Below are 13,113 nucleotides of genomic sequence, written 5' to 3'. Positions count from 1 at the left end.
GCCATGCTGCACTCGGTTCTGGTCGCCTTCTGGCGGTCGTTCACCCGTCGCCCGCTCTACGCCGCGCTGAACCTGCTGGGCCTGAGCCTGGGCGTGGCGGTCTTCGTCACCCTCAGCCTGCTGCACCGCTTCGAGACCGGCTATGACGGCTGGACGCCCGAGCGAGACAAGATCCACGCCGCCGCCATCGCCTTCAACGTCCCGGGCGTCGCGCCGGGCGTGCGGGTCGGGGCCATGGGCGGGCTGCTGGACGAGATGAAGCTCGACTATCCCCAGGTCCGGGGCGTGCGGGACTGGGCCCAGGCGGCGGTGATCCATCGGGGCGCCGCGGTATCGAGCGAACAGATCGAGCTGGTCGACGCCGACTTCCTGGCCTTCTTCCAGGTCCCGCTGGTCGTCGGCGATCGCGGCGTGGCCTTGCGGGATCCGGCGAGCCTGGTCCTGTCGGAGACCATGGCCCGCAAGTATTTCGGGACCGTCGACGTGGTTGGCCGCCGTCTCGAGATCAGCGATCTGGCCGGCCGAAACGCCTACACCGTCACGGCGGTGATCAGGGACCTGCCCAAGAACAGCAACCTGAAGCTGGACCTCGTCCGCCGCCTCACCACGCGAGACATCGCGCCGGAGAGCACCTGGCACGGCTGGGGCGGCATTCTTCTGCACACCTATTTCAAGTTCGACGACCCGACCTCGGTTTCCGCCCTGGAGGCGCAGTTGCCCGGCTTCGTCGATCGCCGCGTGGGCAAGGCCTTCGGCGACGCCGTCACGCCGCACGAGGTGCTGAGGCTGAGCTTCGTGCCGCTGGGCGACGTTCACCTGGTCGACCCCAAGCAGCGCGCCGCGATCGAGACCCTGAGGCTGGTCGGCTGGGTCGCCCTGGGCCTGGCCCTGATCAACTACGTGAACCTGGCGACCGCCCGCGCGGGGCTGCGGGCCCGCGAGGTGGCGGTGCGCAAGGCGCTCGGGGCCGGGGTCGCCGTCCTGCGCCTGCAGTTCCTGGGCGAGGCGGCCCTGACCATCGCCCTGGCCTTCCTGATCGGCCTGGCGACGGTCGAGCTGGCCCTGCCGCTGATCAACGCCGCCGGAGGCCTGTCGCTGGGTCTGGACTATCGCGCGGACGGCGCCTGGGTGGCGGGGGTCTTCGCCCTGGTGCTGACGGTCGGCCTGGCGGCCGCGATCTATCCGGCCTTCATGCTCGCGGCCTACCAGCCCGCCCAGGTCCTGGCGTCGAGCCGCGCGCCGTCGGGCGGCCGGTTCGGGGCCCGCTTGAGGGAGGGGCTGATCATGGTCCAGTTCGCCGCCGTGGTCGCCGCGTTCGTGCTGATGCTCGGCTTCCTCGGCCAGGTCCATCACATGCAGAGCCTGGATTTCGGCTTTCGCCGCGACGGCCTTTATCTGGTCACCGCCACGCGCGGCGTCGGGGTGACGCCGCAACAGCGCCAGGCCTTCTGGAGCGCCGCCCAGCGGATTCCCGGCGTGACCGGCGTGACCGCCAGCACGACGGCGCCGGCCGACGACGCCATGAACATCAACACGACGGCGATGCGCCTGGACCGCCCCGCGGGTCCCGAACTCTCTCCGACGCTCAGTTGGTGCGGGGTCGGTCCGGACTACTTCCAGACACTGGGGACCCGTCTGGTCGCGGGTCGGCTCCTCGACCTCGCCCATGGCGGCGACGAACAGTACGTGCCCGATGCGGGCCCCGAAACGGTGACCAACGCCGTGATCAGCCGCGGGGCGGTGCGTCAGCTGGGCTACGCCTCGCCCGAGGAGGCCCTGGACAAGCTGCTCGACTTCAACAAGCGGAAGACCCGCATCGTCGGCGTCGTGGAGGACGTGCGCTTCTACAGCCCCACCGAAAGGACGCCGGCCAAGCTCTATACGTTCAACGGCTACCCCGCCTACTGGCCGACCGGCTGGCCCGTCACGCTGGTGCGCTATTCGGGCTTGAGCGAGGCCGAGGTTCGCGCGCGGCTGGAGGCCGCCTGGCGCCGGGCCGCGCCGGACGTGCCGTTCGAGGGCAAGACCGCCCTGGTCAATCTGGACCGCTACTACAAGCCCCAGCGTGACCGCACGAACCTGTTCAGCCTGGGCGCCCTGGTGGGGGCGGGGATCGGCTGCATCGGCCTCTACGGCCTGGCGGCGTTCAACGCCTCGCGGCGGACGCGGGAAATCGGGGTGCGCAAGGTGCTGGGCGCGACCCGCGGCCAGGTGGCGCGATTGCTGATCGGCCAGTTCCTGCGGCCCGTGGCGGTCGCCTGCCTGGTCGCCTGGCCGCTGGCCTACTGGCTGCTGCGGCGCTGGCTGTCCCAGTTCGACGATCCGGTCGCCGTGAGCCCGCTGGTCTTCGTCGCCGGCGCCGCGGCGGCCATCGCCATCGGCCTGGCGGCGGTCGGCGGCCTGGCCTGGTCGGCGGCGTCGGCCGAGCCGGGCAGGGCGCTACGCCACGACTAGCTCCGCCGCAGCACCAGGGTGACGATCGAGCGGGGCGGGGCGGTGGTTCCGGGGATCGCCTGCAGCCGGCGCGTCGCGTCGGTGACCACCATCCGGGCCGACCAGCCAGTCAGCGGAATGGTCAGTTCGCGCGGCGACAGCCCGCCGTTGACATGGACCAGCACCAGTTCGCCGCCGTCCGGCGACAGGGCCCCGACCGTGTCGATGTCATCGACCGGCGTCAGCCGATGGCCGGGCCGGATGTAGCGGCTGAAGTGCGCCATCGCATGGTACTTGGCCGTGACATGGATCGCGTGCGGCCCGGCGGCCGGGGCGCGCAGGTCGGCCTTGACCAGGCCCCAGTTCGAGCCCGGCTTGCCCTCGCGCGCGCTCAGGTCCTCGACCGCCTGCCAGAACACCCAGGCCGCCGGCTCCAGCCGCTTGAGGTCCATGACCACATGCTCGGCGAAGGCCAGCGGCGAGTCCATGCCGTCCAGGCTCTCGGGGTCCTTGTCGAGCGGCGTGTCGTTCTCGGACATCCACAGCCGTATTCCCGAGGCGCGGGCCACGTCGCGCACGCCGGTCTGATTGACGACGCCGTAGCTGTGGACGTTCAGCTGGCCGATGGCCGCGCGGGCCGCGTCCGGATAGGCCTCCCAGTCGGCCAGGAACAGGTGCGAGTTGGTCTCGTCGGGCGCGCTGATCACCGTCTTCAGGCCCCGGGCCCGCAGGGCGGCGGCCGAGGCGACGATCATGGCGGCCTGGCGGGCCGGGGACCAGTGGGCGCCCTCCTGGGTGTTGGCGGCGAACCAGTAGTCGGTGTTGGGCTCGTTGACCGGCGACAGGGTCCGGAAGGCGATCCCGTGGCGCCGCTGCAGTTCGTCGACGACGCGGGCCAGATAGGCGGCGAACAGGGGCTCCAGGCCGGGCCGCAGATTGTCGTCCGTACCCTTCGCCGCGCCCGACACCTTGCCGCTGGCGGTCATGAACCAGGGCGGCGAATTGGAGAAGGCCTCCAGGATCGGCCGGTCCACCCGGGCCTTGATGGCGTCCAGCCACCAGCGCTGGTTGGCGTCGGCCGACCAGTCCCACATCGACTCGTCCTCGGGGCGCCACCAGTCCTGGCCGACGGCGCCGGCCGGCTGGCGCCAGAATCCCGGGACCGCGGCGCCGGTCCGCAGATGGGGCGGGTCGCCCGGCCTGGCGCCGCCGCCGATATTGTAGCGCCCTATGGTCCAGCCCAGGCCGTCCGGACCATAGAACAGGTCGGCCAGCCGCCGGCATTCCGCCTCGGGCCAGCCGCCGGTGACATTGGCGAACCAGGCCAGGGCCGTGCCCCAGCCCTCGAACGCCGGGCCGGCGCGATCGACGGCGGGGCGCAGGACGATCTTGACCGCCGGCGTCGGGGACGCGGCGAAGGCGGTGGGGCCCATCGCCAGGCCCGTCAGCAGGCCCAGGGCTCCCCGTCGCGACAACAACATGCAGCCCCCGGCTCGTTTCATACTACGCTGAGTTTTGTATGATAATTGCGCCCATGCAACAGCCGACCGGCTGAAAAGGCTCCGCGAAGGCCCATCCGCCGGGACGGACGGTTCGAAGTGGCCTGGACATTTTCGGCGCGCGAACGCCATTGGAAGGCGGCGGCCAGGGACGGCTCAGCCCGTGGCGAACCGGCCGTGGGCGGCGGGGCGATTTGTCTGGCCGGCGCTCCACGCCATTGTCAAGCTTGAGTATTTCGCCGCGACCCATCCTTCCGTGGAAGCGGGCGGGCGGCCTCGGTCCGGCGAGAGATCGCCGTCGAGGTCCTTGGAGCGGGGTGACGCCAGGCGGCGATCCCGCATGTCGCGGGCTTCTGGCGGGGCAATGTCTCTTTTTGCTGGCTTGACCACTAAAATCATACTTGTAGTACAAATGGAGCCAGCATATGTCTGACATGAAATCGCGCCGTACGAGAGCGCGACGAGTCGCAAGCAGGAGGATAACGAGATGAGGGGTATTCAGTTCCGGCTGATGGTGAGCGCGTCCGTGGCGGCCCTCGGGGTCTGCGCGGGCGCCGGATCGGCGGCGGCCCAGACGGCCGGCGGTTCCGCGGCCCAGGCGCCGGCCGACACGGCTGTTTCCGAGATCGTGGTCACCGGGGTGAGGGCCAGCCTGCGTTCGGCCCAGGCCATCAAGCGCAACGCCGACCAGGTCGTCGATTCGATCCAGGCCCAGGACATCGGCAAGCTGCCCGACGCCAACACCACCGAGGCCCTGCAGCGGGTGACCGGCGTGCAGATCCAGCGCCGCTACGGCGAAGGCGCCACCGACTTCGACCACCGCACCCAGCCGGCGATCGCCATCCGCGGCCTGACCCAGGTGCAGAACTTCCTCGACGGCCGCGCGGTCTATTCGGCGTCCGGCGGCCGGGCCTTCGATCTCGAGGGCGTGCCGCCCGAACTGCTGGCCGGCGCCGACGTCTACAAGAACGCGCCCGCCAACATCATCGAGGGCGGCGTCGGCGGGGCCGTGAACCTGCGCACCCGCAAGCCCTTCGACTCCCCCGACCGCGTCCTCAGCGCCACGTTCCGCGGCAACTACTACGACCGGGTCCGCAAGAACGGCGGCTCGATCTCGGGCCTCTACAGCGACCGGTTCGACACCTCGATCGGCGAGGTCGGGGTGCTGCTCAACGCGGTGCTGAGCAAGAGCCGCTATCGGCAGGACGGCCTGCTGGCCGGGCCTTTCGACACGGTCGCGCCCGGCTCGATCGCCGGCGCCCCGGCCAACGCCCAGGTGCCCTATGGCTTCGAGATCTACGACGACACCGGCGACCGCAAGCGCCTGGGCATCGCCGCGGCGGTGCAGTGGCGGCCCAGCGACGACCTGCTGCTGACCGCCCAGTACCAGCGGACCAAGTACTGGTTCAACCGGACCGGCGCCTACTATTACGACTTCAACAACCGCTCCAACGTCAGGGATGCGAACGGAAACGTCACCAGCTTCGGCACCGATCCGCTGCCGGGCGCGGCCTTCACGTTCAACGGCGAAGGCTACGCCACCAAGGGCTCGCTGCAGAACCAGACCTTCGAGACCGGGCGCTACGACCAGCAACTGTGGAGCCAGAGCCAGAACTTCACGCTGAACGCGGCCTGGACGCCGACCGAGCGCTTCAAGGCCAATTTCGACGCCCAGTACCTGAAGTCCTACTACAACGCCGACCGCAACGGCCACGTGCTGTCGCTCTACACCCAGTCGGGCCAGACGGGCCTCACCTCGCCCCACAAGTCGATCGTCGACTTCGACCTGACCGGCAAGTACCCGCGGTGGGAGGTGCGCGACGCCTCGGTCCTGAACAACCCGGCCAACTACACCACGCCCTACATGGCCGACTCCCTGCAGCGCAACGACGCCGACACCCTGTCGTTCGCGGCGGACGTGGAGTACGACCTGGAAGGCGGGTTCTTCGACAAGCTGCGCGGCGGCGCACGCTATTCGGACAACAGCATCGACCTGCGGGGCACCTGGCACGGCGTCTGCATCACCGCCCTGGGCCCGGACGCCAACTGTTCGGCCCCGGCCGGCACGCCGCTGGTCCCGCTTTCGGCCCACCCCGAACTGTCGATGCCCGGTCCGTCGATGCGCTGGTTCGACGGCAACACCGTCAGGGGCGGCCTGCTCTATCCGGCCTTCCCGAAGGGCGACGGCGTCTGGGCCCAGACCAAGGCGCTCTACGCCCTGTTCGGCGCCCAGACCAAGGACGACTTCACGCCCGGCGACCTCAACAGCCAGACCGAGAAGACCTATACCGGCTGGGCGATCGCCGACTACGCCGGCGAGGTGGCGGGCATCCAGATCGACGGCGGCCTGGGCGTGCGAGTGATCAAGACCGAGGCGACCTCGAAGGGCACCCAGTTCAACAACGACGGCACCACCACGCCGATCGACGTCGACAACAGCTACACGCGCGTCCTGCCCAGCTTCAACCTGCGCGCCAAGCTCACCGACACGATCCAGGCTCGTCTGGCCTATTCCAAGGGGCTGGCCCGACCCAACTTCGATCAGCTGTCGACCAACCTGACGCTCAACAACCCCAATCAGGTCAATCCGGTCACCGGCCACCCCAGCGCCAGCTCGGGCAATCCGATGCTGCGTCCGATCGAGTCCGACAACTACGACGTGACGGCCGAGTGGTACTTCAACGACTCCGGCTCGCTGACCGCCGGCGTCTTCTACAAGAAGGTCGACGGCTTCCTGGCCGGCGGCACCGTCGAGGGCTCCTACAACGGCGTGGTCTACGACGTCAGCACGGTGGTCAATTCGGGCAAGGGCACCGTCAAGGGCGTCGAGCTCGGCTACCAGCAGTTCTTCGACTTCCTGCCGGGCCTGCTCAGTGGCCTGGGCGTCCAGGCCAACTACACCTATGTCGACAGCAGCGTCAGCAACCCCTTCGCCACGGCGGGATCGGCCGCTCCGGCCCAACTGCCGCTCGAGAAGCTGTCGAAGAACAGCTACAACCTGATCGGCCTCTACGAGAAAGGCCCGGTCAGCGCCCGCGTCGCCTACAACTGGCGTTCGGCCTATCTGGACCAGACGACCGGCAGCGGGGCGAACGGCATTCCGCAATACGCCAAGCCCTACGCCTCGCTGGACGCGTCTCTGAGCGTCGACATCAACGAGCACATGGCCATCTCGGTCGATGCGGTGAACCTGAACAACCGCATGAACGTGCTCTACATCGGCACGCCCGCCGCGCCGCTGCAGTACCAGCTCAACGACCGGCGCTTCGGCGTCGCCCTGCGCGTCACCTACTGACCTCCCCAGCTGGCCGACGTGGCGCCTCGGCGCGCCACGTCGGCGCTTTTTCTCCGACAAAAACACCTTCGGTCCGCACGCAAGACATGGTTCGATCGCTCCGATGCTGACCGAGACTTCGCGCGGGAACGGACCCCTGAGGCGCATCGCCATCGTCGGGGGCGGCGCGGCCGGCTGGATGGCCGCCGCGGCCCTGGCCCGTGTGCTCGGCCCCCAGGGGCCGGCGATCACCCTGATCGAATCCGAGGAGATCGGCATCGTCGGGGTCGGCGAGGCGACCATCCCGCCCATCCGCGCCTTCAACGCCATGATCGGCCTGGACGAGGACGTCTTCGTCCGCGAGACCAAGGGCACGTTCAAGCTGGGCATCGAGTTCATCGACTGGCGCCGGCGCGGACACCGCTATTTCCACCCGTTCGGCGTCTATGGCCCGGACTTCGGCCCCACGCCGTTCGAAGGCGCCTGGCGGAGGCTGCGCCAGGCGGGCCAGGCCGAGCCGCTGGAAGCCTATTCGATCTGCGCCCAGGCCGCGGCCGCCGGGCGTTTCGCCCGTCCCCAGCCGGGCGCCGGCCCCCTGTCCCAGCTGGCCTACGCCTTCCATTTCGACGCGGCGCTCTATGCCAAGCTGCTGCGCGCCCACGCCGAGGCGGCTGGGGTCGTCCGCCGCGAGGGCAAGGTGGCCGCCGTCAACCTGCGCGGCGGCGACGGTTTCGTCGAAGCGGTGACCATGGACGACGGCGAGCGGATCGCCGCCGACCTCTTCCTGGACTGCACGGGCTTTCGCGCCCTGCTGATCGGCCAGGCGCTGGACAGCCCGTTCGAGGACTGGTCGCGGTGGCTGCCCAACGACCGCGCCGTCGCCGTCCCGTCGGCCAATACCGGTCCGCCCGCGCCCTATACCCGCTCGACCGCCCGCGAGGCCGGCTGGCAGTGGCGCATCCCGCTGCAGCACCGCACCGGCAACGGCTACGTCTTTTCCAGCCGCCATGTCTCCGAGGACGAGGCGACCGCCACCCTGCTGGCCAATCTGGACGGCGAGGCCCTGGCCGAGCCGCGGGTGCTGCGCTTCCAGGCCGGACGGCGCCCGGCCGGCTGGGTCAGGAACGTCGTGGCCCTGGGCCTGGCCGGCGGCTTCCTGGAGCCGCTGGAATCGACCAGCATCCACCTGATCCAGGTCGGGATCGCCCGGCTGCTGGAAATGCTGCCGACCCGGGCGTTCGAGCCCGCCGACGCCCGCCGCTACAACCGGCTGATGGCGACCGAGTTCGACAGCGTGCGCGACTTCCTGATCCTGCATTTCCACGCCACCGAACGGAACGACACGCCGTACTGGGACCATCTGCGCACCATGTCCGTCCCCGACACCCTGGTTGAGCGGCTGCGCATCTACCGCGCGACGGGCCGGGTGTTCCGCGAGAGCGACGAGCTTTTCACCAAGACCAGCTGGCTGGCGGTGATGGACGGGCAAGGGCCCGCGGTCGAGGGCTGCGAGCCGCTGGCCGAGGGCCTGCCGCTCGACCAGGCCGGGGCGCGGCTGGCGCGGATCGCCGCCGCGACGGCCCAGGCCGTGCAGCACATGCCCTCCCAGGCCGAGTTCATCCGCGCCCATTGCCAGGCCGCGACGCCGGTCGTGGTTTGATCCAGAGTTTTGACCAACAGCCGGGGCGAGCCGCCCCATGAGAAGAGGTTCGTATGCGACGGGTTCTATTGGCGGGTTTCGCCTCGTTCGGACTGTTGACGGCGGCCCACGCCGAGGGCCCGCAGGTCCAGCCGGTGCAGGTGGACGCCTCGCGGCCGGACTGGGAGAACCCGGCGGTGTTCGCGCGGGGCAAGCTGGCGGCCAGCGCCACCCACTTCGCGTTCGAGAGCCGAGAAGCCGCCCTGGCCGGCGACATGACCCGCTCGGCCCGCTACCAGTCGCTGGACGGGGCGTGGGCGTTCAGCTTCTCGCCCTCGTCGGACGATGTCCCCAAGGGCTTCGAGCAGCCCGGCTATGACGTCTCGGCCTGGAAGACCATCAAGGTCCCGGCGATGTGGCAGACCGAGGGCTATGACCAGGCCCGCTACAACAACATCACCTATCCCTTCCCGGCCAACCGCCCGCTGATCCCCCACGCCACCAATCCGGTCGGCTCGTATCGGCGGACCTTCGAGGTCCCGGCCGGCTGGTCGGGCCAGGACGTGATCCTGCACATCGGCGCGGCCGGCTCGGCCTACCAGGTGTGGGTCAACGGCGTGGAGGCCGGATATTCCGAGGACTCCAAGCTGCCTTCGGAGTTCGACGTCACCAAGCTGCTGAAGCCCGGCCAAGCCAACATCGTCGCCATCCAGATCCATCGCTGGTCGGACGGCTCCTATCTGGAGGACCAGGACTTCTGGCGGGTCTCGGGCATCGAGCGCTCGGTCTATCTGAAGGCCGTCCCCAAGGCCTCGGCCACCGACCTGTTCGTCCACGCCGGCCTGGACAAGGCCTACAAGGACGGGGTGCTGTCGACCGACCTGGCCCTGGCCGCCCGCGACAGGCCGGTGACCGTGCGCCTGACCCTGCTGGACGGCGACAAGACCGTCCTGACCCGCGAGGCCAAGGTCGCGGCCGGGGCGGCCCGCACCCAGACCCTGTCGGCCAGCGTGCCGGGCGTGCGCCCCTGGACCGCCGAGACCCCCAATCTCTACACCCTGCTGGTCGAGGTGCTCGACACAAAGGGCCAGGTGATCCAGGCCACGCCCCAGCGCATCGGCTTTCGCACGGTGGAGATCAAGAACGGCCGGGTGGCGGTCAACGGCAAGCCCATCGTCATCCGCGGCGTCAATCGCCACGAGCACGATCCGGAGACCTTCCATGTGATCTCGGAAGCCAGCATGCGCCGCGACATCGAGCTGATGAAGCGCAACAACATCAACGCCGTGCGCACCTCGCACTATCCCAACGCCGAGCTCTGGTACGCCCTGGCCGACGAGTACGGCCTCTATGTCATGGACGAGGCCGACATCGAGAGCCACGCCTATATGGACTACGCCAACAAGCATCCGGAGCTGCGGCCCAAGCTGCAGATCGGTTTCGACCCGGCCTGGGAGCAGGCTCACGTCAGCCGGGTCATGAACATGGTCGAGCGCGACAAGAACCACCCCTCGGTGATCTTCTGGTCGCTGGGCAACGAGGCCGGCATCGGCCCCAACTTCGAGAAGGCCGCCGCCGCCGCCCGCAAGCGCGATCCCTCGCGCCTGATCTCATACCTGGGCTGGGGCACGCTGGACTGGGAGCATGAGCCCAACGCCTTCGTCGACATCTACGCCCCGATGTACGACGACATCGAGAAGATGGTCGACTGGGCCAAGGACCCGACCCGCACCCAGCCGATGATCCAGTGCGAATACGCCCACATGCAGGGCAATTCCGGCGGCAACTTCAAGGACTACTGGGACACCATCTACCAGTACGACAAGCTGCAGGGCGGCTTCATCTGGGACTGGGTGGACCAGTCGATGTACCGCTACACCAAGGACGGCCGACGCTACTGGGGCGACGGTGGCGAATATGGCCCCAATCCCGGCGGCGACGTCGAGTTCGGCGACGGCCTGATCCAGCCGGACCGCACGCCCAACCCGCACCTCTACGAGGTGCAGAAGGTGCTCTCGCCGATCCAGTTCGGCGGGTTCGATCCCGCGACCGGCAAGCTGACGGTGACCAACCGCCACGACTTCCGCGACCTGTCGGGCTTCGACTTCGACTGGGTGCTGGAGGAGAACGGCGTGGCCATCGCCTCGGGCCAACTGCCGGCCTTGACGACCGCCGCGCGTGGGGTGGAGGACGTCGTCCTGCCGCTGCCGAAGCTGCCGACCAAGCCCGGCGCGGAGTACTTCGTCACCGTGCGCGCCAAGGCCAAGGCCGGCGCCGTGCCCCTGACCCCGGCCGGTTACACGGTCGGCTGGGAGCAGTTCGCCGTCGCCGCGACGCCCGCCCCGGCGGTCGCCCGCGCCGGGACCGTGTCCCTGGCCGAGACCAGCGCCGCGATCACCGCCTCGGCCGCCGGCGCGACCCTGACCCTCGACAAGGCCACCGGCCTGGTCGAAGCCTACGCCAAGGACGGTGTGGTCCTGGCCAAGGGCGGCCAGCCCAACTTCTTCCGCGCCGAGATCGACAATGACACCCTGAACGGCATCGTCTCGCAGCAGCGGCCCTGGCAGGCGATGACCCAAGCGCGTCAGGTGCGTGGGCTTACCGCCCGCAAGACCGACGGCGGGGTCGAGATCGCCGTCGACTACGCCCTGGGGGCCGGGGCGGCGCGGTTCGTGACCACCTACACCATGGCCGGAGACGGTTCGGTCGCCGTCGCCGGGGAGCTGACCCCGCTGAAGGACGACCTGCCGCCGCCGGTGCGCGTGGGCCTGTGGTTCACCGCTCCGACCAGCCTGAAGACCGTCGAATGGTACGGCCGCGGCCCGCACGAGACCTATGTCGACCGCTACACCTCCGCCCCGATCGGCCTGTGGCGCGGGACGATCGCCGACCAGAACCACGACTACATGCGGCCCCAGGACACCGGCAACAAGATCGACGTCCGCTGGATGGAGCTGAGCGGCGGCGGCGCGGGCCTGAAGGTCACCGGCGAAAAGCCGCTGATGATGACGGCCCTGGCCTTCCCCTACACCGACCTCTATCGCCGGGCGCCGGGCGCGTGGAAGTCGACCGACATCGTGCCGCACGGCGAAGTCACCCTGCTGGTCGACTCGGCCCAGTGGGGCGTTGGCGGCGACACGGCCTGGAACCATGTCGGCCTGCCGCACATGAAGTACCGCACCAGGCTGGAGCCGACCCGCGTCGCCTTCCGCCTGGAGCCGTTCAGCGGCGAGGGGACCCAGCCGGACAAGGCGCGTCCGGCCCGGGCCACCGAGGTCCAGTGATCGGAGCGGTCGGCGGCCTGATCCAGGCCGTCGACCGTCGCCGTTCAGCTTTCGGTGTAGCGGAGCAGAAGCCAGTCCCGCCCGGTCAGCAGTAGGGCCAACGCGTCCGCGGCCGCCGGGGGCGCGCCGGCATAGAAGGCCGCGAGGCCCTTCGCGAGCGTCCGCGCCCTGTCCGCGGGCAGCGCCGCCTTGCGCCGAAAGCCGAGCATGCGGGCGCCGATTCCGAACAGCGAAAAGTCGTATTCGTCCTCCAGGCGCCGGGCCAGGACGTAGGTCTGCATGGGATCGAGGTCGGCGCTGAAATAGCCGTTGGGAAAGGCCGCGATGGTCTGGGCGCCGGCATCGACCGGCACGAACTGGAACAGGACGTGCTGTTCCTCTCCGATCCGCAGCGCCGCTTCCGGGTCCCGGTTGATCGTGACCAGGTCGTTGGAGTCGCCGGGCGTTTCCCAGTCCAGCAGGCCGGACACCTGCTCGAGCTCGACGTCGCGCGCCCGCTCGAGGAGGTTGGCCAGGCGGATGGGGAATTCGGCCGGCGTGCCGAGATAGCCTCGGTGTTCGCCGTTCTCGAACGCTTCGGGCCCGAGCCCGGACAGGTCGTGGCCCGCGATGTCGTCCAGTCCATGAAAGTCGGTCGCGTGGCCGGAGGTGTACGAGGCCTGGCCCAGGTCGTCGAGCGAGGCGAGCACCCGCTTTCCGGGATGCTCGGCCTGCAGGCGGGCGTGCAGGGCCAGCAGGTCGGCGAACGATGGAAGATCGTGCGCCGTCAAGCCGTCACACAGCAACGGACCGAAGGTCCTGGGCCTGGCTTCGGCGAAGGGGACGAGTTTCGGCGGCGGCCGGCGCGGTGATCCGAACATCAGGGCGATGACGGTTGCCCCCGCTTCGAATGTCAACCAGGCGCCGATGCGCGCAATCCGCCCTCCAGGCGGGCGTCAGCACTGCGTTATATGTATATCGTATAAGATATTTGACATAAATAAT

Annotated in this window: 6 protein-coding genes; 4 read left to right on the top strand and 2 right to left on the bottom strand. The window is 69.4% G+C overall.

Translation table 11 applies throughout. The annotated features are described in order from the left end of the window. The first annotated feature begins 3 nt into the window (after window positions 1-3). On the top strand, window positions 4-2,454 hold the full coding sequence (locus AC07NX_RS19165) for an FtsX-like permease family protein (protein ID WP_494643964.1): 2,451 nt from the start codon (window positions 4-6) through the stop codon (window positions 2,452-2,454). On the opposite strand, the gene AC07NX_RS19160 is transcribed toward AC07NX_RS19165, so the two are convergent. Then, window positions 2,451-3,914 (bottom strand): glycoside hydrolase, encoded by a 1,464-nt coding sequence (locus AC07NX_RS19160; RefSeq protein WP_494643962.1) that lies wholly within the window; start codon window positions 3,912-3,914, stop codon window positions 2,451-2,453. The genes AC07NX_RS19165 and AC07NX_RS19160 overlap by 4 nt on opposite strands. Window positions 3,915-4,419: 505 nt before the next feature. Between AC07NX_RS19160 and AC07NX_RS19155 the strand changes: the two genes are divergently transcribed. The 3 genes from AC07NX_RS19155 to AC07NX_RS19145 all read left to right on the top strand — a co-directional run bounded on the left by AC07NX_RS19155 (window position 4,420) and on the right by AC07NX_RS19145 (window position 12,129). Next, window positions 4,420-7,227, top strand: a complete 2,808-nt coding sequence (locus tag AC07NX_RS19155; RefSeq protein WP_494643960.1) for a TonB-dependent receptor — start codon at window positions 4,420-4,422, stop codon at window positions 7,225-7,227. Between the two features lie 103 nt (window positions 7,228-7,330). Then, window positions 7,331-8,866 carry a tryptophan halogenase family protein gene (locus tag AC07NX_RS19150; protein ID WP_494643959.1) on the top strand — a complete coding sequence of 512 codons (1,536 nt, stop codon included), beginning with the start codon at window positions 7,331-7,333 and terminating at the stop codon, window positions 8,864-8,866. 53 nt (window positions 8,867-8,919) lie between these two features. Further along, window positions 8,920-12,129, top strand: a complete 3,210-nt coding sequence (locus AC07NX_RS19145; RefSeq protein WP_494643958.1) for a glycoside hydrolase family 2 TIM barrel-domain containing protein — start codon at window positions 8,920-8,922, stop codon at window positions 12,127-12,129. A gap of 44 nt (window positions 12,130-12,173) precedes the next feature. Here the strand turns inward: AC07NX_RS19145 and AC07NX_RS19140 are convergent, their stop codons facing one another. Then, window positions 12,174-13,025: a hypothetical protein gene (locus tag AC07NX_RS19140; RefSeq protein ID WP_494643956.1), complete on the bottom strand. Its 852-nt coding sequence runs from the start codon at window positions 13,023-13,025 to the stop codon at window positions 12,174-12,176. Window positions 13,026-13,113: the final 88 nt, after the last annotated feature.

It is taken from the genome of Caulobacter sp. GW821-FHT09A05 (assembly GCF_059418465.1).
Note: the sequence above shows the minus strand (reverse complement) of the source record. Positions and strands in the feature narration are given on the sequence as shown.

Coding starts and splice junctions, on each gene's coding strand:
- AC07NX_RS19165 (WP_494643964.1), top strand. CDS start 4: ATGCTGCACTCGGTTCTGGTCGCCTTCTGGCGGTCGTTCACCCGTCGC.
- AC07NX_RS19160 (WP_494643962.1), bottom strand. CDS start 3,914: ATGTTGTTGTCGCGACGGGGAGCCCTGGGCCTGCTGACGGGCCTGGCG.
- AC07NX_RS19150 (WP_494643959.1), top strand. CDS start 7,331: ATGCTGACCGAGACTTCGCGCGGGAACGGACCCCTGAGGCGCATCGCC.
- AC07NX_RS19155 (WP_494643960.1), top strand. CDS start 4,420: ATGAGGGGTATTCAGTTCCGGCTGATGGTGAGCGCGTCCGTGGCGGCC.
- AC07NX_RS19145 (WP_494643958.1), top strand. CDS start 8,920: ATGCGACGGGTTCTATTGGCGGGTTTCGCCTCGTTCGGACTGTTGACG.